Annotated in this window: 27 protein-coding genes; 6 read left to right on the forward strand and 21 right to left on the reverse strand. The window is 75.2% G+C overall.

What is annotated here, in order from left to right:
• Positions 1-154 precede the first annotated feature (154 nt).
• A complete protein-coding gene (locus tag DMP17_RS24620; RefSeq protein ID WP_337830736.1) occupies positions 155-916 on the forward strand; it encodes a class I SAM-dependent methyltransferase in 762 nt (253 codons plus the stop codon).
• Between the two features lie 6 nt (positions 917-922).
• Here DMP17_RS24620 and DMP17_RS24625 read toward each other — a convergent pair whose 3' ends face one another.
• The 11 genes from DMP17_RS24625 to ftsH form a co-directional block, all read right to left on the reverse strand.
• Entirely contained in the window at positions 923-1726 is an 804-nt protein-coding gene (locus tag DMP17_RS24625) for a type III pantothenate kinase (protein ID WP_226367863.1), read from the reverse strand.
• A gap of 10 nt (positions 1727-1736) precedes the next feature.
• A complete protein-coding gene (gene panD / locus DMP17_RS24630; RefSeq protein WP_226354149.1) occupies positions 1737-2147 on the reverse strand; it encodes an aspartate 1-decarboxylase in 411 nt (136 codons plus the stop codon).
• A gap of 22 nt (positions 2148-2169) precedes the next feature.
• Positions 2170-3057, reverse strand: a complete 888-nt coding sequence (gene panC / locus DMP17_RS24635; protein ID WP_226354150.1) for a pantoate--beta-alanine ligase — start codon at positions 3055-3057, stop codon at positions 2170-2172.
• On the reverse strand, positions 3054-3977 hold the full coding sequence (locus DMP17_RS24640) for a Rossmann-like and DUF2520 domain-containing protein (protein WP_226354151.1): 924 nt from the start codon (positions 3975-3977) through the stop codon (positions 3054-3056). Before DMP17_RS24640 ends, panC begins: the two co-directional genes overlap by 4 nt.
• Positions 3978-4285: 308 nt before the next feature.
• Positions 4286-6172: a PrsW family glutamic-type intramembrane protease gene (locus DMP17_RS24645; protein WP_337830737.1), complete on the reverse strand. Its 1887-nt coding sequence runs from the start codon at positions 6170-6172 to the stop codon at positions 4286-4288.
• A 48-nt stretch (positions 6173-6220) separates the two neighbouring features.
• Complete coding sequence (locus tag DMP17_RS24650) at positions 6221-6757, reverse strand: DUF3180 domain-containing protein (protein WP_226354152.1); 537 nt, start codon at positions 6755-6757, stop codon at positions 6221-6223.
• A complete protein-coding gene (gene folK / locus DMP17_RS24655) occupies positions 6754-7269 on the reverse strand; it encodes a 2-amino-4-hydroxy-6-hydroxymethyldihydropteridine diphosphokinase (RefSeq protein ID WP_337830738.1) in 516 nt (171 codons plus the stop codon). The genes DMP17_RS24650 and folK overlap by 4 nt, the downstream gene beginning before the upstream one ends.
• Positions 7266-7631, reverse strand: a complete 366-nt coding sequence (gene folB / locus DMP17_RS24660) for a dihydroneopterin aldolase (protein WP_073576766.1) — start codon at positions 7629-7631, stop codon at positions 7266-7268. Before folB ends, folK begins: the two co-directional genes overlap by 4 nt.
• Positions 7628-8458, reverse strand: a complete 831-nt coding sequence (gene folP, locus DMP17_RS24665; RefSeq protein WP_337832725.1) for a dihydropteroate synthase — start codon at positions 8456-8458, stop codon at positions 7628-7630. Before folP ends, folB begins: the two co-directional genes overlap by 4 nt.
• 49 nt (positions 8459-8507) lie before the next feature.
• Positions 8508-9122 (reverse strand): GTP cyclohydrolase I FolE, encoded by a 615-nt coding sequence (folE, locus tag DMP17_RS24670; protein ID WP_226354155.1) that lies wholly within the window; start codon positions 9120-9122, stop codon positions 8508-8510.
• Positions 9123-9154: 32 nt separating this feature from the next.
• The gene (ftsH, locus tag DMP17_RS24675; protein WP_337830739.1) at positions 9155-11662 is read right to left on the reverse strand and encodes an ATP-dependent zinc metalloprotease FtsH; all 2508 of its coding nucleotides are present in this window, start codon (positions 11660-11662) and stop codon (positions 9155-9157) included.
• A 345-nt stretch (positions 11663-12007) separates the two neighbouring features.
• On the opposite strand from ftsH, the gene DMP17_RS24680 reads away from it, so the two are divergent.
• Positions 12008-13018 (forward strand): S1 family peptidase, encoded by a 1011-nt coding sequence (locus DMP17_RS24680; RefSeq protein WP_226354157.1) that lies wholly within the window; start codon positions 12008-12010, stop codon positions 13016-13018.
• Between the two features lie 7 nt (positions 13019-13025).
• Here DMP17_RS24680 and hpt read toward each other — a convergent pair whose 3' ends face one another.
• The 4 genes from hpt to dacB all read right to left on the reverse strand — a co-directional run bounded on the left by hpt (position 13026) and on the right by dacB (position 17288).
• Positions 13026-13586 carry a hypoxanthine phosphoribosyltransferase gene (gene hpt / locus DMP17_RS24685; protein WP_073576928.1) on the reverse strand — a complete coding sequence of 187 codons (561 nt, stop codon included), beginning with the start codon at positions 13584-13586 and terminating at the stop codon, positions 13026-13028.
• A 58-nt stretch (positions 13587-13644) separates the two neighbouring features.
• Complete coding sequence (gene tilS / locus DMP17_RS24690; protein ID WP_226356596.1) at positions 13645-14757, reverse strand: tRNA lysidine(34) synthetase TilS; 1113 nt, start codon at positions 14755-14757, stop codon at positions 13645-13647.
• On the reverse strand, positions 14754-15731 hold the full coding sequence (locus DMP17_RS24695) for a zinc-dependent metalloprotease (protein WP_235975617.1): 978 nt from the start codon (positions 15729-15731) through the stop codon (positions 14754-14756). The genes tilS and DMP17_RS24695 overlap by 4 nt, the downstream gene beginning before the upstream one ends.
• Before the next feature lie 147 nt (positions 15732-15878).
• Complete coding sequence (gene dacB / locus DMP17_RS24700; protein ID WP_226354159.1) at positions 15879-17288, reverse strand: D-alanyl-D-alanine carboxypeptidase/D-alanyl-D-alanine endopeptidase; 1410 nt, start codon at positions 17286-17288, stop codon at positions 15879-15881.
• A gap of 226 nt (positions 17289-17514) precedes the next feature.
• On the opposite strand from dacB, the gene DMP17_RS24705 reads away from it, so the two are divergent.
• Positions 17515-18003: an inorganic diphosphatase gene (locus DMP17_RS24705; protein ID WP_073576771.1), complete on the forward strand. Its 489-nt coding sequence runs from the start codon at positions 17515-17517 to the stop codon at positions 18001-18003.
• A gap of 42 nt (positions 18004-18045) precedes the next feature.
• Here the strand turns inward: DMP17_RS24705 and DMP17_RS24710 are convergent, their stop codons facing one another.
• Both DMP17_RS24710 and DMP17_RS24715 read right to left on the reverse strand, forming a co-directional pair.
• Positions 18046-19254: an acetyl-CoA C-acetyltransferase gene (locus tag DMP17_RS24710; RefSeq protein ID WP_226367869.1), complete on the reverse strand. Its 1209-nt coding sequence runs from the start codon at positions 19252-19254 to the stop codon at positions 18046-18048.
• Between the two features lie 13 nt (positions 19255-19267).
• On the reverse strand, positions 19268-19720 hold the full coding sequence (locus DMP17_RS24715) for a MaoC family dehydratase (protein WP_226354161.1): 453 nt from the start codon (positions 19718-19720) through the stop codon (positions 19268-19270).
• A gap of 222 nt (positions 19721-19942) precedes the next feature.
• Here DMP17_RS24715 and DMP17_RS24720 point away from each other — a divergent pair, with 222 nt between their 5' ends.
• Positions 19943-20905: an ATP-binding protein gene (locus tag DMP17_RS24720; RefSeq protein WP_226354162.1), complete on the forward strand. Its 963-nt coding sequence runs from the start codon at positions 19943-19945 to the stop codon at positions 20903-20905.
• Positions 20906-20924: 19 nt separating this feature from the next.
• On the forward strand, positions 20925-21752 hold the full coding sequence (locus tag DMP17_RS24725; protein WP_218622750.1) for a SirB1 family protein: 828 nt from the start codon (positions 20925-20927) through the stop codon (positions 21750-21752).
• An 8-nt stretch (positions 21753-21760) separates the two neighbouring features.
• Here DMP17_RS24725 and DMP17_RS24730 read toward each other — a convergent pair whose 3' ends face one another.
• Positions 21761-23137 carry an ATP-dependent 6-phosphofructokinase gene (locus tag DMP17_RS24730; RefSeq protein WP_224401228.1) on the reverse strand — a complete coding sequence of 459 codons (1377 nt, stop codon included), beginning with the start codon at positions 23135-23137 and terminating at the stop codon, positions 21761-21763.
• A gap of 301 nt (positions 23138-23438) precedes the next feature.
• Between DMP17_RS24730 and DMP17_RS24735 the strand changes: the two genes are divergently transcribed.
• Positions 23439-23615 carry a hypothetical protein gene (locus DMP17_RS24735; protein ID WP_168172146.1) on the forward strand — a complete coding sequence of 59 codons (177 nt, stop codon included), beginning with the start codon at positions 23439-23441 and terminating at the stop codon, positions 23613-23615.
• Here the strand turns inward: DMP17_RS24735 and DMP17_RS24740 are convergent.
• The 3 genes from DMP17_RS24740 to DMP17_RS24750 form a co-directional block, all read right to left on the reverse strand.
• On the reverse strand, positions 23557-24117 hold the full coding sequence (locus tag DMP17_RS24740) for a flavin reductase family protein (protein ID WP_226367872.1): 561 nt from the start codon (positions 24115-24117) through the stop codon (positions 23557-23559). The two genes, DMP17_RS24735 and DMP17_RS24740, sit on opposite strands and share 59 nt — an antisense overlap.
• Positions 24114-24713, reverse strand: coding sequence for a superoxide dismutase (locus DMP17_RS24745; RefSeq protein WP_337830740.1), 600 nt, complete (start codon positions 24711-24713; stop codon positions 24114-24116). Before DMP17_RS24745 ends, DMP17_RS24740 begins: the two co-directional genes overlap by 4 nt.
• A gap of 64 nt (positions 24714-24777) precedes the next feature.
• A complete protein-coding gene (locus tag DMP17_RS24750; protein WP_226354166.1) occupies positions 24778-25218 on the reverse strand; it encodes a hypothetical protein in 441 nt (146 codons plus the stop codon).
• Between the last annotated feature and the right edge of the window lie 413 nt (positions 25219-25631).

The raw sequence follows: 25631 nt of genomic DNA on the forward strand, positions 1-25631 counted from the left end.
CGCCGGGTCGGACGGGGTGCCGGGAGTGTTCACGACTCGTCAGGCTATCGGCGGTACCCCCGGGGCCCCGCCGTCACCCCCGCCTGCTGCTGGCGGGGTGTGGAGCACGGCGAGGGCGACCCGACGCGGGGCGCGGCGGTCTACCGTGCGAGGTGTGACCGACGAGGGGGTGGCACGGGGGCGCACGTTCGGGGCCGTCGCCCGTGCCTACGACGACCACCGTCCCGGCTACCCCGACGCCGCCGTCGACCTGGCGCTGGCCGGGGCCGGACCGGGACCGGTGCGGGTCCTCGACCTGGGCGCGGGCACCGGGAAGCTGACCCGCACCCTGCTCGCGCGCGGGCTCGACGTCGTCGCGGTCGAGCCGGACGCGGCGATGCTCGCGGTGCTGCGCGAACGCACCCCCGGCGCCGACGCCCGGACCGGGTCCGCCGAACGGATCCCGCTGCCCGACGGCGACGTCGACGCCGTCCTGGTCGGGCAGGCGCTGCACTGGTTCGACCTGGACGTCGCCGTCCCCGAGATCGCCCGGGTGCTGCGTCCCGGCGGGCTGCTGGCCGGGCTGTGGAACAGCGGGGATCCTGACGTCGCCTGGGTCCACGAGCTGGGCGGGGTGGGCGAGCGCGGGCGACGGGTTCCCGGTAATGCGGCCGGCGGCGGCGACCCGGCCCGGCTCCCCGACGAGCCCTGGTTCACCGACGCGCACCAGGAGCAGGTCACGTGGTCGCGGGCGACCGGCGTCGAGGAACACGTCGCCGACATCGCCACGCACTCCTGGGCGCTGCTCAGCACCCCCGCCGAACGCGACGCGGTGTTCGCCGCCGTGCGCGCCTTCCTCACCGGGCGGGTCGCCGACGCCGACGGCCGGTTCGCGATGCCGATGCGCACCATCGTGTGGCGGGCGCGCCGCGCCTGAGCCGGCTCAGCGGGCGCGGTGGTGGCGCAGGTGGGTCAGCCGCAGCCCGTGCAGCGTCAGGTCGGGGACGTGGTGGGTGACCGTGTCCGCGCGGCCGTACACCAGCTCCGCGAGACCGCCGGTGACGATCACGGTGACCGGCAGCGCGTCCGGGCCCAGCTCGGCGAGGATCCGGCGGACCAGCCCGTCGACCTGCCCGGCAGCGCCGTAGAGCACCCCGGCCTGGACGGCCTCGACCGTCGTCCGGCCGATCACCGAGCGCGGCTCGACCAGGTCCACCGGCCGCAGCGACGACGCCCGCTCGGCCAGCGCCTGCATCGCGATGTCGATGCCCGGGGCCAGCGCCCCGCCGAGGAACTCGCCCTTCGCGGTGACGACGTCGATGTTCGTGCAGGTCCCGAGGTCGACGCAGATGCAGGTGGTGCCGAACAGGTGGTGCGCGGCGAGCGAGTTCACGACCCGGTCCGCGCCCACCTCGCGCGGGTGGTCCACCAGCAGCGGCACGCCCGTCCGCACCCCCGGCCCGACGACGAGCGTCCGCATCCGGTCCGACCAGCGCGAGAGCAGCGTGCGCAGCTCCCGCGACGGCCCCGGCACCGTGGACAGCGCGGCGACCGCGGTGACCTCGGGGAAGTGCGCGCCGAGCATCCCGGTGACCGTCAGGTCCAGCTCGTCGGCGGTCGCGGAGGTGTCGGTGCGCAGCCGCCAGCGCCGCTCCGGCTCCGGGTCGAGCGCCTCCGCACCCGTCCCGGTGTCGGGGTAGAGCCCCAGCGAGACGTGGGTGTTCCCGACGTCGATGCAGAGCAGCACCGTGTCGTCCTCAGCGGGCCGCGCTGGTCAGCAGGCCCGAACCCGCCGGGGCGTGCCCGGGGTCGGCGCCCAGGTCGGCGATCCGGTTGTCGGCGTCGACGAAGACGACGCGCGGGGTGTAGTCGCGCAGCTCGGCCTCGTCGTAGGAGCCGTAGGAGATCAGGATGACCAGGTCACCGGGGTGCACCAGGTGCGCGGCGGCGCCGTTGATGCCGATCACCCCGGAGCCGGGCTCGCCGGTGATCACGTAGGTCTCCAGGCGGGCACCGTTGGTGATGTCGACGATGCTGACCTGCTCGCCCTCGAGCAGGTCGGCGGCCGCCATGAGGTCGGCGTCGACGGTGACCGATCCGACGTAGTGCAGGTCGGCCTGCGTCACGGTGGCGCGGTGGATCTTGGACTTCATCATCGTGCGGTTCACGGCGGTTCTCCTCGGGACGCGGTCAGAACGCGATGGGGGCGTTGTCGATCAGGCGGGTGGCGCCGACCCGGGCGGCGACGAGCAGGCGGCCGTCCCCGGCGCCCGGGGCGGGGGCCGGTCCGAGGTCGGTGTCGCGCAGCTCGAGGTAGTCGACGTCGACCTCCGGCTCGGTCGCCAGCTCGGCGCGGGCGGCGTCCAGCACGGCGTCGTGCCCCCGGACCGACACCGCGGCACCGGCGGCGAGCGCGCGCGACAGCACGGCGGCGGCGCGGCGCTGCCCGGGCTCGAGGTAGACGTTGCGCGAGGACAGGGCCAGGCCGTCGTCCTCGCGGACGGTCGGGACGCCGACGACCCGGGTCGGGAAGTCCAGGTCGCGCACCATCCGGCGGATCAGCGTCAGCTGCTGGTAGTCCTTCTCGCCGAACAGCGCGACGTCCGGGCCGACGATGTGGAACAGCTTCGACACGACGGTCAGGACGCCGTCGAAGTGCCCCTTCCGGGAGGCGCCCTCCAGCTCGTCGCCGAGCGGCCCGGCGGTGACGCGGGTCTGCGAGCCCGGCGGGTACATGTGCTCGACCTGCGGGGTGAACACCAGCTCGACGCCCTCGTCGCGGCAGGCGTCGAGGTCGGCCTCGATCGGGCGCGGGTAGCGGTCGAGGTCCTCGCCCGCGCCGAACTGCAGCGGGTTCACGAAGATCGACACGACCGGGACGACGGCGCCGGGGATCCGCTTCGCGTGCCGGATCAGCTCGCGGTGGCCCTCGTGCAGGGCGCCCATCGTGGGGATGAGGACGACCTTGCGGCCCGCGCCGCGCAGCGCGCGGGTGACCGCGGCGAGCTTCGCCGGGTCGGCGTGCACGGTCAGCCGGCCGGTGCCGTAGCCGTTCCGGGTGGAGCCGGGGGTGCTCACTTCTCCTCCAGTGCGGTCTCGATGTCGCGGACGCCGTCGGGGCCGAGGAGCCCGGCGGCGGCGGCGCGGTGGGCGGTGCGCCCGGCCAGCGCTCGGTAGACGGCGGCCAGGTCGGCGTCGGCGTCGGCGATGTGCTCCAGGTGGGTCCGGACGGTGCCGGCGTCGCCGCGGGCGACCGGTCCGGTCAGCGCGCGGTCGCCGTGGCGCAGCGCGTTGTCCAGCGCGGCCGACAGCAGCGGCGCGACGAGCCGCTCCGCGGGCCGGATGCCCGCGGTCTCCAGCAGCTGCACGCAGTCCCCGACCAGGGTGGTCAGGTGGTTGGCGCCGTGGGCGAGCGCGGCGTGGTAGAGCGGGCGCATCGCCTCGGGGATGCGGACGGGCTCGGCCGACATCTCCAGCACGAGTGCCTCGGCGACGCTCCAGCCGACGGCGTCGCGCGGGTCGCCGTGCTCCGGGTCGCCGGGCGCGGTGACGCCGATGCAGCAGGCGGCGAGCCGGTCGACGTCCTCGGGGCGGCCGGTCACCGTCATCGCCGGGTGCAGCGCCAGCGGCAGCACACCCCGCTCCGTCGCCGGGTCCAGCACCGCGACGCCGCGCGACCCCGCCGTGTGGACGGCGATCTGGCCCGGGCGGAAGCATCCGGCGGCGGCGAGGCCACGGACCAGGCCGGGCAGCACGTCGTCGGGGACGGCGAGCAGGACCAGGTCGGCGCGCGAGCAGACCTCGTCCGGCGGGAGCAGGGGGACGTCGGGGAGCAGGGTCTCCGCCCGGCGCACCGAGGCCTGCGAGACCCCGGAGGCGGCGACGACGTGGTGGCCCGCGCGGGCGAGCGCGGCGCCCAGCACCGCACCGACCCGACCGGCCGAGACCACCCCGACCGCGAGCCGCGCGGGGCGACCGCCATCGATCGCAGAGTCCATCACGAGAATCCGTTTCCTCCCGTTCCGGTCCTGGTGGGGTACCGGTCGGGCAATCCGCGGGTGGCGCGACCTCCGGTGGCCGCGCGCCGGACGCGAGGGTAGACGGGCGCCGGGTGGCGGGGCGTGCTCCTGAGACCGGCCTCACCCCGGCCCCGTCGGTGATCGACGGTTGTGGAGTTCAGCGCCCGCCTCGCGAACGCTCCGCTCCACAACCGGTGATCATGGGACGGGGTGGGGGCGGGCGGGCGGTCCCCGGCGCCCCGGATCGGCCCCGGATCGGCCCCGGATCGGCTCCGGATCGGCCCGGGTCACCGGGCGGCGGGACGGTCCGGGTCGTCGTCGGGGCGGAGCATCGGACGGGTCGGGCCGGGGTCGGACGGGTTGTCGTGGTGGCGGCCCCGGTGCTCGGCGGCGGGTGGTTCCGGGCGGCGGACGGCACGGGTGAGGTGCTCGTCGCCTCCCCCCGGGGCGGGTCCGGCTGCGCCGGGGACCGCGGGGCCCGGCGCCGGCGAGGCGGACGGTGCCGGACCGGACACCGGGGAACCGGGCTGCTGGTGGCCGGGCTGCTGGTGGCCGGGCTGCTGGTGTCCGGGTGACGGCGAGCCCGCTCCCCGGCCGCCGGGGACCGGACCGGGCCCGGCACCCGGGTGGCCAGGACGTCGGGCCGGCTCCTGCGGACGGCCGGGCACGCCCGGGCCGTCGGAGCGGGCCTCGGGATCGGCCGCCCCCGGACCGCGCGGGCCGGCGGGACGGGCGCCGCCGGGCGGCCCCGGGGCGTACGGGGCGGGCGGGGTGGGGGTCCGCGGCGCGCCCGACCACGGAGCGGCCCGCGGTCCCTCGGGGCGCCCCCAGGGCGCCGCGGTCATGAGTGTGTCCGGGCCGGGCGGGAGCGGCGGCACGGCGGGCCCCGCGGAGGAGGACGCGCCGCCGCCGTCGGGGAAGGTCGGGATGCGGAACTGGCCGGAGAAGCTGCCGTCCGGCGCGGCCGGGGGCGGCGGCTCCCAGCCCGACGGACGCTTCCGCGCCCAGGCCGCGACCAGCGCCTCCGGCACCCCGACGGCGACGGCGCGGGCCCGCAGCACCGCGGCCAGCTTCTCGTCGTGCAGGGCGTGGGCGCTCTCCCGCACCGCGCCGCGCGCGATCCGGTTCCGCATGAACGCCAGCTCGGTGACCGCGGACTGGTACTCGGCGACGGCCTTCGCCGCGGCCGGGCCGGAGCGGCGCCGCACCAGCGTGCGCCAGCCCTTCCGCCGGGACAGCCGGGCCAGCAGCGTCACCTCGCTCGGCGCGATCCAGCCCGCGGCGGCGAAGCCGGGCAGCTGCGCGGCCACGATCCGCGCCTCGCGGCGACGCGCGAACACCACGAGCAGGATCAGCCCGACGAAGATCGGGACCATCACGAACAGGTAGATCTGGAAGAAGCCGCCGGGCGTCGCGGCCAGCACCGACGCGCCGTTCCACAGCGCGTGCAGCACCACCGCGGCGACGTAGCCGGCGATCATCGCCAGCACCCTCACCCCGATGCTGCGGCTGGTCACCGCGATCCCGGCGGCGATGCCGATCATGCAGGTGAACAGCGGGTGCGCGAACGGCGAGGCGACGCCGCGGACGAACAGCGTCGCGAGCACGCCCGCCGACTCCGGCTCGGACACCGCGCGGCCCAGGTAGAGGATGTTCTCGCTGAACGCGAACCCGGCCGCGACGATCCCGGCGTAGACGACGCCGTCGACGATCCCGTCGAACTCGCGGCGCCGGAACACCAGCAGCCCGACCAGGAACAGGCCCTTGGTGAACTCCTCGACGACCGGGGCGACCACGACCGGGCCGAACAGGTCGCCCGCGCCGCGCCCGGCGGCCGCGTCGAGCACCGCCGAGGCGCTCGTGTTGATCAGCAGGGCGACCAGCGCGGCGAACCCGGCGCCCCAGAGGAACGCGCCCATCAGCATCCGCGGCGGCTCGGGCTCCCAGCGGTCCACCCAGAGGAACGCCGCCACCACCGGCACGACCGGCAGCAGCGCGGCCAGGGTCCCGACGATCACCCCCGGCGTCCCGATCGCGCGTTGCAGCACCCCGATCGTGATCACCGCGAGCAGGGCCAGCACCACCAGGCCCACGACCGGCAGCAGCACGCCCCGTCGCTTGGCGGACGGCGCCGGCACCGGGGCGTACGGGCGGCCGAGCGTCGGGGACGTCATGACCGTCCAGCGTAGAGAACCGGCCCGGTCCGCGCGGGGGGACGCGCCTCAGCCCGCGCGGATCCCACCGTCGGTGTCGTCCGGGTCGTCGGGGGACCGGCAGCAGTACTCCAGCCAGAACGCGGCGCCGACCAGCAGCAGCGCGCTGACCACGCCGACCCCGGCGACGACGCTGTCCCGGAACGCGGCCACCACGACCGCGGCCCGTGGCAGGGTGTGCATCAGCACGCCCACCCACAGCCCGGCGACCACCGCGCCGCCGACCGCGGAGGCCTTGGCGAGCAGCACCGCCCGGGCCGCGACGAGCGGCGGTACCGGGACGGCCCCGTTCCGGCGCTCGATCCGGCGCCGCAGCACGACCCCGCCCGCGGCCTCGGCGGCGGCGAGGACCGCGACGACCACCGCCGCGGCGACCGGCAGCGTCGGCAGCGACCCGTAGGTCAGCTGGACGAGAATGTTGCCGAGCAGGGCCGCGACCACGGCGATCGCGGCGACGTCGCGGACCCGGGTGGGGCGCACCGTCGGGCGCGGGTCGTCGTCCGGGCCGCGGCCGGGGCGCCGTCCGCCCGGTCCGGGCGCGGTCATGCCGGATCCCGCAGGACGACGTCGTCACGGCGGTGCACACCGGCACGGCCGTCCGGGCCGAGCCGGTCCAGCAGGTCGGCGACCGGCCCGTGCCCGTGCAGGACGGCGCCGGGCTCGGCGAGCAGCCACGGCAGCAGCACGGTGGCCCGGTCGGGGGTGCCCGGGTGCGGCAGGAGCAGCTCCGGGTCCTCCGAGGTGACCGGGGCGCCGTCGTCGGTCACCTGCACGACGTCGACGTCGAGGGTGCGCGGCCCCCACCGCTGCTCGCGGACCCGGCCCGAGGCGTCCTCGAGGGCCTGCCCACGGCGCAGCCAGCCCCACGCGTCGAGCGCCGGGTCGTCCGCGACCAGCACCGCGTTGAGGAAGTCCGGCTGGTCGGTCACACCCCACGGCGCCGTCTCGAACACCGGCGACACCGCCACGACGGCCGCCCCCAGGTCCGCGACGACCGTGCGCAGGTGCGCGGCCCGGTCGCCCAGGTTGGAGCCGAGGGACAGGACCGCGCGGGTCACGCCCGGCTCCGGGTCAGGACGACCGCGACGTCGTCGAAGGTCAGCGGGATCGGCGCCGACGGCTTGTGCAGCGTCACCTCGACGGCGGCGACCCGGGCGTCGGAGTCCAGCACGGCCTGCGCGATCTCCCCGGCGACGGCCTCGATGAGGTCCCGGGCCGGACCGCCGACGATGCCCGCGGCCAGCTCGGCGAGCTCGCCGTAGTGCAGCGTGTCGGCCAGGTCGTCCGAGGCGGCGGCGGGCGCGAGGTCGGCGTGCACCACCAGGTCGACGACGAACTCCTGGCCGTCGCGGCGCTCGTGGTCGAACACGCCGTGGTTCCCGCGGACCCGCAGACCCCGTAGCTCGATCCGGTCGCTCACCGCCCGGTCTCCCGCGGGGTGCGGGCGCGCGAGGCGCCGAGCCGGCAGGCGGCGGCGACCGCGATGGCGTCCATCGTGGACTCGACGTCGTGCACCCGCACGCCCCAGGCGCCCGCGTTGGCGGCGAGCGCGCTGACCGCGGCGGTCGCGATGTCGCGCCCCGGCGGGGTGCGCGGCTCGCCCTCGGCCGAGGCCAGCAGCTCGCCGAGGAACCGCTTGCGCGATGCCCCGACCAGCACCGGGAAGCCCAGGTCGACGAACACGTCGAGCCGGCGCAGCAGCGCCCAGTTGTGCGAGGCGTTCTTGGCGAACCCGAGACCGGGGTCGAGCACGATGCGGCCGGGGTCGACCCCGGCCATCACGGCGTGGTCGACCCGGGCGACGAGCTCGGACCGGACCTCGCCGATCACGTCCTCGTAGCCCGCGAGCTGCTGCATACCGGCGCTGTGCCCGCGCCAGTGCATGATCACCCAGGGCGTCCGCGCCTCGGCGACGACCGCGGCCATCCGCGGGTCGGCCAGACCGCCGGAGACGTCGTTGACCATCGCCGCACCGGCCTCGACGCAGGCCTGCGCGACCTCGGACCGGGTCGTGTCGACGCTGACCCGCACGCCCGCGGCGACGAGCTCCCGCACCACCGGCAGGACGCGCTCCCGCTCGGTGGCGGCGTCGATCCGCTGCGCGCCGGGCCGGGTCGACTCCCCGCCGACGTCGACGAGGTCGGCCCCGGCGTCGCGCATCGCGACGCCGTGCGCGACGGCGTGCGACCGGTCGACGTAGCGGCCGCCGTCGGAGAACGAGTCGGGGGTGACGTTCAGGATCCCCATGACCGCGCAGCGGCCGAGCTCCGGCAACGCCCCGCCGGGGGCGACCACGTCAGCGCCCCCTGATCAGCGAGAGCGCCTCCGCGCGGGAGGTCGCCGAGCTCTTGAACAGCCCGCGCACCGCCGAGGTGGTGGTGCGCGACCCCGGCTTGCGGATGCCGCGCATGGCCATGCACAGGTGCTCGGCCTCCAGCACGACGATCACCGCGCGCGGGTTCAGCTTGCGCACCAGGGCGTCGGCGATCTGCGCGGTCAGCCGCTCCTGGACCTGCGGGCGCTTGGCGTACAGGTCGACCACCCGGGCCAGCTTGGACAGCCCGGTGACCTGGCCGTCGACGGCCGGGATGTAGCCGACGTGGGCCACCCCGTGGAAGGGCACGAGGTGGTGCTCGCAGGTGGAGAACATCGGGATGTCCTTGACCAGCACGAGCTCGCCGTGGCCCTCGTCGAAGGTCTTCTCCAGCACCGTGTCCGGGTCGACGAACAGCCCGGCGAAGATCTCGCCGTAGGCGCGCGCGACCCGGGCCGGGGTCTCCTTGAGGCCCTCGCGGTCCGGGTCCTCCCCGACCGCGATCAGCAGCTCGCGGACGGCGCGCTCCGCACGGTCCAGGTCGACCCCGCCGGGTACGGCCTGGGTCACCCCGGCCGCCACCGCGGCGGACTCCACCGGTCCGGGGCGTCCGTCCGTCGTCGACGTGCTCAGTGTCCTGCCTCCGGGTCGTGTCCGCGCCGTTGCTCGCCGGCGCCGGGGTCGTTCGCACCACCCGGCGCGCCGTTGCCGTGCGCGCCGTTGCCGTTGCCGCCGTCGCCCGGTCCGGGACCGGGCCACGGACCACCCTGGGCGGGGCCCTGCGGCCCACCCTGCTGCGGTGGCTGCGCCCAGTTCGGCGGCGGCCAGCTCTGCCCCTGCGGGGTCGTCGCGGGCCGCCAGTCCGGCGGGGCGCCGTAGTTCGGGGCGACGGCCGGCGGCGGGGGCTGCCCCGGTCCGCCGTAGGACCCGGCCCGGCCGTAGCCGTGGGCCGGGGCGCCGTGCCCGTTGCCGGGCGCGCCGTAGCCGTTCCCGTTCCCGTTGCCGCCGTTGCCGCCGCCGTGGCCCGGGCCGCCGTCACCGGGGCCGTAGCCGCCGTCGTTCGGGGCGTCCGGGCGGCTCGGGACCGAGCCGCCCGCCGGGAACGGGGAGGCGCCGGGGGTGCCGGGCGCGTCGCCGTAGCCGTTCGCGGAGCCCGAGCCGACCTCGGCCAGGGTGCGCTCGTCCTCCTCGGGCGGCAGGACCTCACCGCGCTCGTACGCCAGCTCGCGCCGGGTCTTGATCGGCGGCTTCTCCGACGGCGTGCGCACGCCGAAGTCGTCGAACGCGGTGATCCGCGGCCGCTTCTCCACCGACCCGAAGATCCGCTCGAGGTCCTTGCGGTTCAGGGTCTCCTTGTCCAGGAGCTCCAGCACCAGGTCGTCGAGCACGTCGCGGTAGGTGTTGAGGATCTCCCACGCCTCGGTGTGCGCGGCCTCGATGAGCTTGCGCACCTCCTCGTCGATCTCGTGGGCGACCTCGAGCGAGTAGTCGGCCTGGTTGCCCATCGAGCGGCCGAGGAACGGGTCGCCCTGCTCGCGGCCGTAGCGGACGGCGCCGAGCTTGGCGCTCATGCCGTACTCGGTGACCATCGCGCGGGCGATCTTGGTGGCCTGGTCGATGTCGGAGGACGCGCCGGTCGTGGGCTCGTGGAAGACGAGCTCCTCGGCCGAACGCCCACCCATCGCGAACACCAGCCGCGCGATCATCTCGGCGCGGGTCATGAGGCCCTTGTCGTCCTCCGGGACGACGAGCGCGTGCCCGCCGGTGCGCCCGCGCGGCAGGATCGTGAGCTTGTAGACCGGCTCCAGGTCCGGCATCGCCCACGCGGCCAGCGCGTGCCCGCCCTCGTGGTACGCGGTGATCTTCTTCTCGCGCTCGGAGACGATCTTCGACTTGCGCCGGGGGCCGCCGACGACGCGGTCGACCGACTCCTCCAGCGCGGCGCCGTTGATCAGCGTCCCGTGCTCGCGGGCGGTCAGCAGCGCGGCCTCGTTGATCACGTTGGCGAGGTCGGCACCGGACATGCCCACGGTGCGCTTGGCCAGCGACTCGAGGTCGACGTCGTCGGCGAAGGGCTTGCCCTTAGAGTGCACGCTCAGGATCGCGCGACGGCCCGCCAGGTCGGGGGCGCCGACCGGGATCTGCCGGTCGAACCGGCCCGGGCGCAGCAGCGCCGGGTCCAGGATGTCCGGCCGGTTCGTCGCGGCGATCAGGATGATGCCGCCGCGGGCGTCGAAGCCGTCCATCTCGACGAGCAGCTGGTTCAGGGTCTGCTCGCGCTCGTCGTGCCCGCCGCCGAGGCCGGCGCCGCGCTGGCGGCCGACCGCGTCGATCTCGTCGACGAAGATGATGCAGGGCGCGTTCTGCTTGGCCTGCTCGAACAGGTCGCGCACCCGGGAGGCACCGACACCGACGAACATCTCGACGAAGTCGGACCCGGAGATCGTGTAGAACGGCACGCCCGCCTCGCCGGCGACCGCACGGGCCAGCAGCGTCTTGCCGGTGCCGGGCGGGCCGTAGAGCAGCACGCCCTTGGGGATCTTCGCGCCCAGGGCCTGGTAGCGGCCCGGGTTCTGCAGGAAGTCCTTGATCTCGTAGAGCTCCTCGACCGCCTCGTCGGCGCCCGCCACGTCCGCGAACGTGTTCTTCGGCATGTCCTTGTTCAGCTGCTTGGCCTTGGACTTGCCGAAGCTCATGACCCGGTTCCCGCCGCCCTGGGCGTTGTTCAGGAACCAGAACAGCAGGATCAGGACCAGCGCCAGCGGGATCATCGTGATCAGCAGCGTGGAGAGGAAGGAGTCCTGGCGGACGACGGTGTCGTACTCGGCGATCCCGGGGACCTGGCGGACCTGGTCGAAGATCTGACCGGAGATCTGCGCCGGGTACTGGGTGAGGATCTGGGTGGTCTCGTTGCCGTTGACCTCGATCGGGCGGTCCAGCGTGAGGCGGAGCTGCTGCTCACGGTCCTCGACGAGGGCGTCCTTGACGTTCCCCGACTGCACCTGGGAGAGCGCGACCGACGTCGTGACCTCGGTGTATCCGCGGGTGTCGTCGAACAGCTGGCTGAACCCGAGATAGATCAGGAGTGCGACGAGGATCCAGATCAGCGGGTTGCGGAGCAGGCGCTTGCGGTCCATGCAACGTCGGCCTGGGTGGCCTTCACCTTCCCGGGAGTGGTTCTCGGCAGCGGCGGCGGACGGTGTACCGCCCCGCCGGAGGGCCCTGACCCGCCAGGATAGCCCCACGGTGGGTGGAGTGCTCCGGACGGACCTGGCCGGACCGCCCGGTGAGCGGGCGGCCGATCCATGAACGAACCGGCGACCTGCCCGGTTCCCCCACAGGGGTGTCCCGACGCACACGTCGACACCGTGGTGTGGGACAACTGTGCAGCACGCTCGGTACCCGGACGGCGGCGGAGGGCAGCGGCGCCCTGCTCCGTCCGGTCCAGCGGCGATGGTCTGCGGGTCGGGAGGGACGATCGGATGGCGCTGCACGCGGTGGCCGGACCCCGGCGGACGGTGTCGGTGCTCGCCGCCGGTCTCGCCGCCGCGGCGGCACTGGCGGTGTTCACCGTGCCGGTGGGGACGGCCGTCGCCGTGCCCGTGATCCCGGCGCCCGCGGCCGCCGCACCGACGCCGCCGGTCGTGACCGCGCCGCCGGCGACCACCGCCCGGGCCGAGGCGAGCGACCTCGTTCCGCACCCGGCCGTCGTCGCGGGGCCGGGGTCGATCGGGCCGGGGACCGTCACCGAGACCACCGGCGCGGGCCTGTGCACGGCCGGGTTCGTGTTCACCGCGGGCGAGCGCACCTTCCTCGGGCAGGCCGCCCACTGCGGCGGCACCGGCGACGAGACCGAGACCGACGGCTGCACCTCCGACGCGGTGCCGCTGGGCACCCCGGTGCTGGTGCACGGCCGCGACGGCACGGTCACCGGGACGCTGGCGTGGAGCTCGTGGAACACCATGCAGGCCCGCGGGGAGCGCGACCCCGACGTCTGCGCCTACAACGACCTCGCACTCGTCGAGCTGCCCGCGGGCGCCCGCCCCTCGGTGGGTGCCGCGGTGCCGTTCTTCGGCGGTCCCGGCGCGGTCCGCACCGCGCCGCTGCCCGCCGGCACCCCCGTCTACGGCCTCACCAACCCGCCCGGCGCCGGCGGCGTCCGCACGGTCGGGGTGCGCGCCGGTGCGGCCGCCGCCGAGGTCGGTGGCGGCTGGGGGCACACGGTGTTCGCCGTGCAGGACGGCGTCGCCGGGGAGTCGGGCAGCCCGCTGCTCGACGCGCAGGGCCGCGCGATCGGCGTGCTGTCCAGCCTCACCACCACCGACGACCTGCCCAGCATCGAGTACACCGACCTGGCGAGGGCGCTGGACTACGCCGCCCGCACCGACGGTCCGGCCGGTCTGGCGCTCGCCGGCGGGCCCGCGTTCACCGCGGCCCCGGCCGGGGTGGACCCGCGGGCGCTGGCCACACCCGCCGGGCCCGGGCTCGGCTGAGCCGCGCTCAGGCGTAGACCGACGGGTCGAGCGTGCCGATGTAGGGCAGGTCGCGGTAGCGCTCGGCGTAGTCGAGGCCGTAGCCGACGACGAACTCGTTCGGGATGTCGAAGCCGACGTAGCGCACCGGGACGTCGACCTTCACCGCGTCCGGCTTGCGGAGCAGCGTCACGACCTCCAGCGACGCGGGCGAGCGGGTCTGCAGGTTGCCCAGCAGCCAGTTCAGGGTCAGCCCCGAGTCGATGATGTCCTCGACGATCAGCACGTGCCGCCCGGCGATGTCGCGGTCGAGGTCCTTGAGGATCCGCACGACGCCCGACGACGAGGTCGACGATCCGTAGGAGCTGACCGCCATGAACTCCAGCTGGGCCGGGATGGGCAGCGCGCGGGCGAAGTCGGTCATGAACATGACGGCGCCCTTGAGGACGCCGATCAGCACGAGGTCGGACTCGCGGCCGTCGCGCACGAGGTCGGCGTAGTCACCGGCGACCTGCTGCGCCAGCTCCGCGGTCTTCTCGCGCACCTGCTCCTCGGTGACCAGCACCGAGGAGATGTCCCCGTCGTACACCCGACCCCCTCGCACGGACCGTGTGACGGCCCGGTCGACGCCTCCACCGGACCCGCGGTCACGCCCGGTCACGCGGCCGGCTGCGGCGGCGCAGCACGAGCCTGCCACGGGCGCGGGTCAGCACCAAGCCGCCGCCCAGCGCCGGTCCGCCCTGCCCGCGCCAGGCCCCGACGAGGTCGTCGGCGGCCCGCAGCTGCGCGTCGGTGAGGGCCCGCGCGCCCGCTCCGGCGAGCCATTCCCGCAGGACCCGGCGTCGCACGGCGGGCTCGGCAGCGGCCAGGACCCCGGTGTCGAGCGCGGTGCCGACGGCCTCCCCGACCCCCGCCGCGACCCCGGTCGGGTCGGTCACGGCGGTACCCGGTGGTGAGCCGTTGTCGCCGGAATCACCCGGCCCGGTCTCCCCCGCCGGTGCACCCCGCTCACCGTCCGTGGCCACGCGGGCCGCCGACAGCAGCCGGGCCGCGGCGGCGGAGAGGGCGGCGTCGTCGTCGTGGAGCTGGTCGGCGGTGCGGGCGAGGGCGGCCGCGACCCCGCCGCCCAGGACGTCCTCCAGCAGCGGCAGCACCTCGTGGCGCAGCCGGGAGCGGGCGAAGCGGGGGTCGGCGTTGTGCGGGTCCGCCCAGACCGCGACGCCGGCGGCCGCGCAGGCGGCGACGGTGTCGGCCCGGCGCACCCCGAGCAGCGGGCGCAGCCACGGCTCGGTCCACTCACGCATCCCGGACAAAGACCGTGCCCCGGAGCCCCGGCCGAGGCCCAGCAGCACCGTCTCGGCCTGGTCGTCGAGGGTGTGCCCGAGCAGCACCGGCGACGACGGCGACGGCCGCGCCGCCCGCAGCGCCGCGTACCGGGCGGTCCGGGCCGCGCCCTCGGGGCCGCCCACGGCGCCGACGACGACCGGGTGCACCGTCGCCGTCACCCCGAGCCCGCGCAGCCGCGCGGCGAGCCCCGCCGAGCGCTCCGCGGACCCGTCCTGCAGCCCGTGGTCGACGACGGCGGCGTGCACCGGCCCCTCGACGGCCTCCCGGACGGCGAGCACCAGCGCCGTGGAGTCGGCACCGCCGGAGCAGGCGACCAGCGGCGGGGCGGCGGCCGCGTCACCGGGCAGCCGGTCCAGTGCGGCCCGCACGGCGCGCCGGACCCGGCCCGCCGCGGCGGGCCCGTGACCCGTCAGGCGACGCGGCGCAGCCACGCGGCGGGGTCGTCCAACTCGGCGCGGGTCGGCAGCGTCTCGGGCGACTCCCAGACCCGGTTGATCCCGGCCATCCCGGCCTCGCGCTCGACGGCCCGGCAGAACGCGGCGCCGACGGCGTACTGGCGCATCTTCGCCTCGACCCCGAGCAGCGCGCGCAGGATCCGGTCGATCAGCCCGCCGCCGCGGCGGCGCTCGGTGAACCGGCGCCGGATGAGCGCGACGTCGGGGACCACGTCCGGCCCGACGGCGTCCATGACGTGGTCGGCGTGCCCCTCCAGCAGGGTCGACAGGGCGAGCAGCCGGTCGAGCACGGCCCGCTGCTCGGGGCCCTGCAACAGCTCGACCAGGGCGAGCACGTCGGCCTTGCGGCCGTCCTCGCCGCGCAGCGCGCGGATCGCGTCGGGCAGCCGGGCGAGCCGCGCGGTGTCCGGTTCCTGCAGCGACAGCAGCTCGGTGACCAGCCCGGCGAAGTGGTCGCGCAGCCACGGCACCGCGGTGAACTGGAGCCGGTGGGTGGCCTCGTGCAGGCAGACCCAGAGGCCGAACTGGTCACCGTCGACGTCGAGCGAGCGCGAGGCGGCGTAGACGTTCGGGGCGACGACGATGAGCCGCCCCGCCCCGCCGGGCCCGCCGAACGGGTCGTACTGGCCGAGCACGCGGGCACCCATGTAGGCGAGCAGCGCGCCGAGCTGCACCCCCGAGCCCGCCGCGGTGACCGTGCGCAGCGGCCACGGCGAGTCGGGCAGCCGGGCGCCGGAGGTCAGCGCCTCCATCCCCCCGACGGCGGCACGCGCCCAGGCGGGCCGGTCCAGCACGTCGGCGGGCAGCAGCGGCAGGTCCGCCCCGAGGCCGGTGACCTCGCGGACGTGTCCCTCGGCGCGGGCGGAGTCGGTGCGCAGACGCTCCACCAGCGCGCCCGCCACCGCGGGGGTGGTGCGGGGCCCGGCGGGCATCAGCGAGGCCGCCGTCGACGCGGCCAGGGACCAGTTCACCGGTAGTCCGGCGCCGGTGCGGTCGGGCCGGCGGCCGGTGACCTGGCCGGTCGTGTCGGTCTCCATGCGTCCCCACGCTACCCGCGACGACGGGTGCGCGAGACCGGGTCAGCCGCGGCAGCCGCAGCGCGACAGCGTCGCCGCGATGCGGTCCAGCGCGGGCCGGGCGTCGGCGGGCGAGGTGCCGTTGGACAGCAGCGCGAACACCAGCAGCCTGCCGTCGACGTCGGTGACGACCCCGGCCAGGCTGGAGGCGCCGGACAGCGTGCCGGTCTTGGCCCGCACGACGCCGCGCCCGGCGACCGACCGCGGGTCGCCGAACCGGTCGGCGAGCGTCCCGCCACCACCGGCGACCGGGAGCCCGGTGAGGATCGGGCGCAGGAACTGCACGTCGGTCGGGCTGTCGGACTGGGCGGCGGCCGAGGACAGCACCGCGCCGAGCAGCCGGGCCGGGATCAGGTTGTCCCGGGACAGGCCGCTGCCGTCGGCGAGCTTCAGCCCGGACACGTCGTAGCCGGCCTGGACCAGCGCCTCGGTGACGGCCTTCGAGGCGCCGTCGAACGAGGCCTCGCCGTCCTTGGACACCGCGACCTGGCGGGCCATCGCCTCGGCGGTGACGTTGTCCGAGGCGGTGAGCATGTACTCGATGAGGCTCGCGATCGGCGGGGAGGACACGCTGCCCAGCACCGGCGCGTTCGCGGCGGCGACGCCCTCGCGGACGTCGGAGGCGCCGAGCGCGCGGGCCAGCGCCTTGCCGGCGGCCGCGGCGGGGTCGGTGCTGCGCGGGCCGTCCTGCTGCAGCGGGTCGGTGCGCCCGCCGTCGAGCATCAGCGCCGACATCGGGGCGACGTAGCCGTCCGCGACGTCGGTGGGCCCCCAGCCCGGCGACTCGGCCGGGCCCTTCCAGAGGCTCGCGTCGGTGTAGACCGTCGTGATCGGGCGGCCGACGGCCTTCTTCACCTGCTCGGCGAGGTCGGCGATCCGCGCGGGCTCCGGGTAGAGCCCGTCCTGCCCGTCGGGCAGCGCGGTCAGCGACGGGTCGCCGGACCCGACGAGGACGACCGAGTCCGGGGACGGGCCGGGCACGACCCGGGTCGCGAGCCGGTCGGTCGGGTTCAGCGACAGCAGCGCGGCCGCGGCGGTGAGCAGCTTCGTCGTGGAGCCGGGGACCATGCCGCGGTCGCCGTCACGCTCCCAGATCGGCTTCACCCCGCGCGGGGCCGCGGAGTCCATGACGACCCCGGTGACCTCGCCGAGCTCGGGCGCGTCGAGCTGGGAGGACAGGGCCTGGGTGATCCCGGCGGCGCTCGGCACCGGCGCCGTCGGCGTGAGCGGGCGCAGCGCGGGCATCGGGACCGGCGGGTACTGGGTGGCGGCGGTGCCGAGCCCGAACGAGCTGCGGGCGTCCGGCCCGGCCAGGGCGACGGCGCCGAACAGCGAGGCCAGTGCCATCACCGCGACCGCGACCACGGCGAACCGCCGGTAGCTGCGCTCCGGCCGGCGATGCCTGCGTCCCACGGACCCTCCTGTACCTGCTCGTCCGGCGGCCGACCTGCCCGCACGGTGGTGCGACGCGGGCCACATCGGCCCGCTCCGCCCTCACCGGCGTGCACCCGTGCCCACCCGGTCCCTCACACTAGGGGGCAGCACCGACACCGCCGGAGCGGGCGGGCCAGCGGCCCCGCCCCGGATCCGGTGGAGCCGTGACACAAGACCGCTGACCCTCTTCAAGGAGCAACGAACCGTGGACTTCGACGTCACCATCGAAATCCCCAAGGGCGGCCGGAACAAGTACGAGGTCGATCACGAGACCGGACGTATCCGGCTCGACCGCACCCTGTTCACCGCCACCCAGTACCCCGCCGACTACGGGTTCATCGACGACACCCTGGGCGAGGACGGGGACCCGCTGGACGCCCTGGTCCTGGTGCAGGAGCCGACCTTCCCGGGGTGCGTCATCCGCTCCCGCGCGATCGGCATGTTCCGGATGAAGGACGAGAAGGGCGGCGACGACAAGGTCCTCTGCGTCCCCTCGGACGACCCCCGCCAGGAGCACCTGCGCGACATCCACCACCTGGCCGAGTTCGACCGGGCGGAGATCCAGCACTTCTTCGAGATCTACAAGACCCTCGAGCCGGGCAAGAGCGTCGAGGGCGCGTCCTGGGTCGGCCGGGCCGACGCCGAGCGCGAGATCAAGGCGTCCTACGAGCGCGCGAAGAACGCCGGGCACTGACCGGTCGCCGGGGCGGCCGCGCACGGCCGCCCCGGGTACGGGTCACACCTTCTCGAACACCGCGGCGAGCCCCTGGCCGCCGCCGATGCACATCGTCTCCAGCCCGTAGCGGGCGTCGCGACGCTGCATCTCGCGGGTGAGGGTGGCCAGGATGCGGCCGCCGGTGGCGCCGACCGGGTGCCCCATCGAGATCCCCGACCCGTGCACGTTGGTGCGCTCGAAGTCGGCGTCGGTGAACTTCCACTCCCGCGTGCAGGCCAGGACCTGCGCCGCGAACGCCTCGTTCAGCTCGATCAGGTCGATGTCGGCCAGGGTCAGCCCGGCCACGTCCAGGGCCTTGGCCGTCGCCGGGACCGGGCCGATGCCCATCGTCTTGGGCGGGACCCCGCCCAGGCCCCAGGACACGACCCTCGCCAGCGGGCGCAGTCCCAGCTCGGCGGCCTTCTCCGGGCTGGTCACCACGCAGATCGCGGCGCCGTCGTTCTGGCCGGAGGCGTTGCCGGCGGTCACGGTGGCGTCCGGGTCGTCCTTGCCCAGGATCGGGCGCAGCGTCGCCAGCTTCTCGACCGTCGAGTCGGGGCGGACGTGCTCGTCGCGCTCGACGACGGTGTCGCCCTTCCGGCCGGGCACGGTCACCGGGACGATCTCCTCGGCGAACATCCCGGACTCCTGCGCGGCCGCGGCCCGGTGGTGCGAGCGGACGGCGTACTCGTCCTGCTCGGCGCGCGGGATCGCGTAGTCGCGGCGCAGGTTCTCCGCGGTCTCCAGCATGCCGCCCGGCACCGGGAAGTTCTTCCCGCCGGCGGTGACGCGGCCGCGGGCCAGCGAGTCGTTCAGCGTGACGCCGCCGCCCTTGACCCCCCAGCGCATCCCGGTGGAGTAGAACGACGCGCCCGACATCGACTCGGCGCCGCCGGCCAGCACGACCTCCGCCGCACCCGTCCGGACCTGGCCGGCCGCGTAGAGCACGGCCTGCAGGCCCGAGCCGCAGCGGCGGTCGATCTGGATGCCGCCCGCGGTCACCGGCAGGCCGGCGTCGAGCGCGGCGACCCGGCCGATCGCCGGGGCGTCCATCGTCGGGTAGCAGTTGCCCAGCACGACGTCCTCGACGACGTCGGGGTCCAGCCCGGTCCGCTCCATCAGGGCGCGGATCACCGTCGCGGCCAGGGTGTGGGCCGGGACGTCGCGCAGCGACCCCCCGAACCCGCCCACCGGGGTCCGCAGCGGCTCGCAGATCACCGCATCACGCATGGGGTCTCTCCTCCTAGACGAACTGCCGGGTCAGCCATTCGGCGACCAGGGCGGGCTTCTCGGATCCCTCGACCTCGACGGTCACGCCGATGGTGAGCTGGACGCCGCCGGGGACGTCGCTGACGTCGGTCAGCTCGACCCGGCCGCGGATCCGGCTGCCCACCGGCAGCGGGCTGGTGAACCGGACCTTGTTGAGGCCGTAGTTCACGCCCATCTTGACCCCGTCCACCTTGTAGACGGCCTGGACCAGCTTGGGCAGCAGCGACAGCGACAGGAAGCCGTGGGCGATGGTGGCGCCGAACGGTCCGGACGCGGCCCGCTCGGCGTCGACGTGGATCCACTGGTGGTCGTCGGTGGCGTCGGCGAAGCCGTCGATCCGCTCCTGCGTGACGGTCAGCCAGGGCGAGGTCCCGATCTCGGTCCCCTTGGCCGCCCGCAGCTCGTCCACTCCGTCGAAGACGCGCATCTGTCACTCCGTTCGTGGTGCGTGATGGGTGATCCGTTTCCAGCTTTCCCTACCGCACCGCGGGCCGCCGGGGGGTGCGACGTCGTCGAACACACACGCCCCGCACCACACGACCGGTGCGGCTTGGTTATGGTCACCCCGTCAGGAGCCGCCTTGAGCAGATGGGCACAGCTTCGACGTGGAAGGCCTACGCCCCATGACCCCGACCGCCCCCGACCGCCGATGACCGCCACCACCACCCCGCGTCCCGACCCGGACGGCCTCGTCCACCGGGCCGTGCCGTACCGGGATCCCGAACACCAGGCCGTCGCCCTCACCGCACCGGTGACCGAGGCACTGGAGGCGGGCCGTCGTGCGCTCGTGGTGGTCGACCCGCGGTGTGCCGCGGTGCTGCGCCGCTCCCTCGGCCACGACGCCGGGGTGGAGTTCCGCACGCCGGACCGGATGCACTCGGCCCCGCCGTTCACGGTCGCGGGGCGCTGGAGCCGCGCGGTGCGCGAGGCGCTGGCCGACGGCGCGTCCGGGGTCTGCACGGTCGGCCAGCCGGTCGAGCTGCCCGGTGCGGACGCCGCCTACTGGACCCGCCTCGACCTCGCCCTCTCGCACGCCCTGCGCGCGCTGCCCGTCGAGCTGCTGTGCTGCTTCCCCGACGTCGAGGCCGACCGCGCGCACGCCGGGGCCCTGCACGACGAGTTCCTCGTCGACGGCGCCCCGGTCCCGAGCGGCTGCCGGCGCGACGACCACGAGCTGCTGGCCGAGAACCCGCAGTGCCCGCCGGACGAGCTGGGGCCTGCGCTTGTGACGCTGCCGGTGACCCTGGACGACCTCGGGTCGATGCGGCGCGTCGTCGAGCGGCAGGCCGAGCTGTCCGGGCTGGGGCCCAGCCGGATCTCCGACCTCGTGCTGGCGGTCAACGAGCTGATCAGCAACGGCGTCGAGCACGGGTCGGGTCACCCGGTCCTGCGGATGTGGCGCACCGAGGCGGGGCTGGTCTCGGAGATGAGCGACGCCGCGACGTGCCGGCTCGCGTTCCCCGGGCTCGCCGCACCGCCGGTCGCCGGGAACCGTGGCCGGGGGATGTGGCTGGCCTCGGAGCTGTCGGACGTGCTGCAGGTGTGGACCGCGGAGGACGATCCCGGTCAGGTGACGGGCACGGTCGTGCGCGTCACGATGTCGCCCCCGTGAATCCCGGTACGGTCCCGGGGTGACCCGGCACGACCGCGCCGACCCGGTGACCCGCTTCCTGCGGATGGTGACCGGGCCCGAACCGCCGCTCGACGAGGCCGCACTGGCGATCGCCGCCGGCGCCGCCCCGGACCCGGAGGTCGCGGCGGTGTCCACCGCACGGGCCCGCGCGACGCTCGACGAGCTCGCCGACGGTGTCACCGGGTTCGAGTCGCTGCTGCACCGGCTGTTCACCGAGGCCGGGTTCCGCGGCAACTCCACCGACTACGCCGACCCGCGCAACTCCTTCCTGCCCGACGTCCTCGAGCGCCGCACCGGCATCCCGATCACCCTGTCGGTCGTCGCGATCGAGGTGGGCCGCCGGGCCGGGGTACCGCTGGAGGGCGTCGGCATGCCCGGGCACTTCCTGGTGCGGGTGCCCGGCACCCAGCGCCTCGTCGACGCCTTCGACGGCGGCAGGCGGCTCGACCCGGCGGGCTGCGAGGAGCTCTTCCGCGCGACGACGGGCGCCGGCCCGGAGGTGCCCTTCGACTCGGGCATGCTGCCGCGCACCTCGACCCGCCAGATCCTCGCCCGGATGCTGGAGAACCTGCGGGCGACCTACGGCCGCTCCCGCGACCACGACGGCCTGGAGTGGGTGCTCCGGATGCGGCTGGGCCTGCGCCACCAGGGCCCGGAGCTCATCCGCGAGCTCGGCGAGGTGCTCGCCGCGCAGGCCCGCTGGGACGAGGCGGCCCGGCTGATGGAGTCCTGGGTGGACGGTCCGGGGCGCGGATCGCGCTCGGGCGCCGAGGTGCTGGACGAGGTGCGCACCGAGGCGATGAAGCACCGGGCCCATCTCAACTAGGACCCCGGTCAGGTGTGCGGGGCCCGGGTCGGTGCGCCGGAGTCCTCGCCGAAGCGCCACGGCTGCCCGGTCGACTCCAGCACCGCCATCCACAGGTCGCCGTGCGGGTCGACCTGGTTGCGACGGCTGACGGCCAGGCTCATCGGGATGTGCACGAACCGGCGCCGCACCCGTCCGACCACCATCGCGGTGCGCCCGGACATGGCGGCGTGCACCGCGGCCTGGGACAGCCGGACGGTGTACACGCTGTCGTAGGGGTTCGCGGGGACGCTGCGGATGATGTAGCTCGGGTCGACGTAGCGGACGGTGGTCTCCATCCCGGCGTCGGCGAAGGAGTCGGCGATGCGCTCCTTGAGCCAGGGGCCGACGTCGGAGAGCTTCGCGTTGCCGGAGGCGTCGGTGCGCCCGACCGGCGGCAGCATCTCCTGCCCGGCTCCCTCCGCGACGACGACGACCGCGTGCCCGCGCTGGGACACCCGTCGTCGCAGGTGGTTCAGCAGACCGGTCTCGCCGTCCAGCTCGAAGGGCACCTCGGGGATCAGGACGGCGTCGGCGTCGGAACGCACGAGCGAGGCGTAGCAGGCGATGAAGCCGGAGTGCCGGCCCATCAGCTTGACCAGGCCGACCCCGCCGGGGGTGGACTTGGCCTCCACCGTGACCGACCGGATGGCCTCGCTGGCCTGGGAGAACGCCGTCTGGAATCCGAAGGACTGGTCGATGAACGGGATGTCGTTGTCGATCGTCTTCGGGATCCCGACGACGGCGATCCGCAGCCCCCGCTCCCCCACCACCCTGGCGATCTCCATCGCGCCGCGCATGGTGCCGTCGCCGCCGATCACGAACAGGACGTTGAGGTGCATCTGCTCGAGGCAGTCGACGATCTCCTCGGGGTCCTGCGGGCCGCGCGAGGTGCCGAGGAAGGTGCCGCCGTCGACCGGGATGTCGCGGACCGACTCCGGGCTCAGCTCGACGACGTCGTGGCCGTAGGAGGAGACGAAGCCGCGGTAGCCGTTGCGGAACCCGACGACCCGGCGCACGCCGTAGTGGTAGGTCAGGGTGCGGACCAGGCCGGAGATGACGTCGTTGAGCCCCGGGCACAGCCCGCCGCAGGTGACGATCCCGGCGCGGGTCTTCGACGGGTCGAAGTAGATCTGCCGGCGCGGCCCGCACGGCTCCAGGCCCGGCAGCTCCTCCGGTTCGACGCCGCGGGCGCGGATCCCGGCGGCGGTGTCGTCGAGCAGGACCCGGTCACCGGCGTCGACGTAGTGCTCGGTGGTGCGGCGGGCGTCGAGCAGCGGCGCCAGCGGCGAGGTGATGCGGGCCGGGCCGAGCGTGTCGATGGCCAGGTCCCCGGGCGTGATGCTGCTGTACTCCGAGGTGGTCACGCGCACACTCCGTCTGGATCGATTCGCCCGGGGGCCGGGCGATCATCGTGACGCACACCGGGCGAATCGTCGATCCGACCCCCGGGGACGACGCCGCGGGACCACCCGCGGGTGCGCCGGGTCCCGCCGATCGGACCATCGTCGTCGCCGCTGCGTCACCGGCCGGCCCGCGGACCGCCCCGCGTCGTTGCGGTGTGCATCGACAGACGTCACCGATTTCGCCCACCCTGTCGCACACGCGCTGTGAACGAAACGAGCACCCGGGGTGAACACCGCAGGTCGCGTAGGGCAAAATTCGTCCATGCGGAGCATCGACCCCCGTCACACCTGGTCCACCGGATTCGCCCGCACCATCGCCGAGGAGCTGCGCCACGGCGTCGCGACCGGCGCGGTCACCTGGAGCGAGGCCGACGAGCTGCTCAACCGCCTGCGCACGGTGATCGACCAGGCGCTGGACGTGCATCCGCAGCCGCTGTGACCGCGTCCGCGTCCTCGACGGTGACGCCGCGGTAGGCCCGTCCGACCCACACCAGGGGCCGGCCGCGACGGCGCAGCCCGAGCAGCTCGACGACCTCGGCCGCGACCAGCAGCGACGCCCCGACCTCGGTGACCGACAGGACCCGGCAGCGCAGCGCGGTGCCCACGTCGACCAGCCACGGCTCCCCGGTCGGCAGGGCCATCCACCGGACGCCCGCCCCGAACCGTTCCGCGCCCGGGACCGCGAACGCCGCCGCGAGGCCGGTGTCGGTGTCGTCGAGCAGGTGCACGACGACCGTCCCGCCCCCGGCGAGCGCACCGGCCAGCCGCGAGTCACGGGCGGTCGAGAACGACACCGCGGGCGGGTCCACCCCGACCGAGGCGACCGACGACGCCGTCATCCCGACCGGCCCGTCGAGCCCGGTCGCGGTGAGCACGGCGACCCCGGCGGGGTGCCCGCGGAACGCCGTCCGCAGGCCCCCGGCCGGATCGGCGACCGTCACGCCCGCGCCCGGGCGAACCGCTCGGCGGCGTCGGCCCAGTTGACGACGTTCCACCAGGCCGCGACGTAGTCGGGCTTGACGTTGCGGTACTGCAGGTAGAAGGCGTGCTCCCACATGTCGAGCAGGACGATGGGGGTCTGGCCTGCGGGGAGCTGGGACTGCTGGTCGTAGAGCTGGTGGATGAGCAGGCGTCCGCCGAGCTGGTCGTGGCCGAGGACGGCCCAGCCGGAGCCCTGGATGGTGGTGGCGGCGGCGGTGAAGTGGGCCTGGAAGCCGTCGAAGGAGCCGAAGTCGGCGTCGATGGCGGTGGCGAGATCGCCGGTGGGCTTGTCGCCGCCGTCGGGGGAGAGGTTGTTCCAGAAGGCGGAGTGGTTGACGTGGCCGCCGAGGTTGAACGCGAGGGTCTTCTCGAGTCCGACGACGGCGCCGAAGTCGTCCTTGTCGCGGGCGTCGGCGAGCTTGTCGAGGGTGGTGTTGAGGCCCCGGACGTAGGTGTTGTGGTGCTTGGAGTGGTGCAGCTCCATGATCTCGGGCGCGATGTGCGGGGCGAGCGCGGAGTAGTCGTAGGGCAGGTCCGGAAGCGTGTAGTCGGCCATGCCCGCAGCCTGATAGCTGAACCGGACTTCAGGTCAAGTGTGACGGCGGCCGCACGGCCCGGCCTCAGTTGTCGTCGCGCCCGGTGAGCGCGTGCTCCAGCTCGTCGGCGAGGTGGACGACCTGGCGGAACGGGAACTCGAACCCGTCCAGCGCGGCCGGGCCGAGCGGGATCGAGTGCCGGAACACCACGACGCCCTCCTCCGCGGCCAGCCCACCGACCACCGACGGCCCCGCGAGCTCCAGGGCGCGGCCGAGGTCGACCTCGCCGAGCCGTGCGACCGGGGACTCGATCTGCACCCACTCCTGGTCCGGGTCGGCGACCGCGGCCGCCGCGTCGGTGACCTCGACGCCGGGGCGGCCCGCGCCCTCCCGCACCCGCTTCACGACGACGAGCTGGTCCCGGTCCTCGGTCGTCGGCAGCCGGAACCGCAGCTCGTCCGCACCCTGGCGGACGATCTCGTACCGGACCACGACGTAGGCCTTCAGGTCCTCCCAGGTCGCCACGCCCGTCTCCCCCTCGATCGTCCGACGGGGCCCACCGGACCCCGTCGCCGACCCTAGCGTGATCCGGACCGCGCGCGGCCGGGCCTCGCCTCCCGGTGGGGCGCGTCTCCGATGGACCCCGCCTCCCGATGGGCCTCGTCTCTCGATGGGCCCAGTCTCTCGATGGGCCCCGTCTCACCCGGGGCTGCTCAGCGACGGACCGAATCGTCCGAGCCCGGCTTGATTCCACCGAGATGCGACTGAGGGTCGTCAGGCGGTCCGTGGACCGCCCCGAGCTGCATCTCGACGAACGGCCCAGCAGGCCGACGGATCGTCCGTGCTCGGATCACCGGCGCCGTGTGGCGGGCGCGGTGTGGCGGGCGCCCGGCCGGCCGCAACGGGAGTGCGGCACGGCGGGCCGAGCAGGGCGGGGG

The sequence above is a fragment of the Pseudonocardia sp. TMWB2A genome (genome assembly GCF_017312135.1).